This is a genomic window from Vibrio sp. 1069, from assembly GCF_033340555.1.
The window spans coordinates 1-859 of record NZ_JAWOWP010000205.1; the positions used below are offsets into that span (position 1 = coordinate 1).

At 50.5% G+C, this 859-nt stretch carries 1 protein-coding gene and 1 pseudogene; both read left to right on the forward strand.

Annotated features, from left to right (window positions below):
- On the forward strand, window positions 1-176 hold a 176-nt coding region (locus tag R7040_RS25455; RefSeq protein WP_318097423.1), incomplete at its 5' end, for a winged helix-turn-helix domain-containing protein.
- A pseudogene (cpxA, locus tag R7040_RS25460) lies at window positions 176-859 on the forward strand (envelope stress sensor histidine kinase CpxA); the annotation flags it as partial. The gene R7040_RS25455 and the pseudogene cpxA, both read left to right, overlap by 1 nt.

The following is an 859-nucleotide window of genomic DNA, read 5'->3' on the forward strand; positions in this document are numbered from 1 at the left end:
TACTCACCAAAGAGACGTTGAGCCTCGACGTACTAGGTAAACGACTGGCGGCCTTTGACCGCGCAATCGATATGCACGTGTCGAACTTACGCAAAAAGCTGCCCGACCAAAGCAATGGCAAACCGCGCATCAAAACCCTACGTGGTCGCGGCTATATGCTGCTTGAGGAGGATTAATGCGCCTTTCACGCATCAAACTGCCAAAGATTAATAGCTTGTATGGACGCATCTTTGCCATCTTTTGGTTCACTATGCTGTTGGTATTGATAGCCGTGCTATCACTGCCACATTTGGATCCAAGGAAAGCACGCGACATTCCCGACGAGCATTATCAGCGGATCATTGAAACGCGTGATGCCATTCAAAACAAATACAGCAAAGAAACCGATCTAGGACGCATTTTATTCCGCGTCGAGGGCAACCGCGCAGGTAAACATGACCCACGACCACGAGTGTTCTTTTCGGATTACAACGGCAACGTCTTAACCACCGATAAGCGCAGCAACTTTCAACTGCGTGCGATGCAAAACTTTGTCACCAGTATTGAAGATTACAACAAACCAAAACAGAGACTTTATGGCCGCTATATGATTGCCGGCCCTGTGCCAATCGTTCTGGCCGACTCTGAACTGCTGATGTACGTTGGCTTTAAATGGAACGAGCCACCACCGCTGCTGCTACGTCTCTTCGACCACCCATTCCAGTTACTGTTGGCCGTCATGCTGGTGAGCACGCCATTACTGCTGTGGCTTGCTTGGGCGCTGAGCCAACCCGCACGACGCCTTGAAGCCGCCGCGCAGCGAGTAGCAAAAGGTGAGTTCGTCATCGATCCGAATCTTGAAAAAGGCACCGCAGAATTT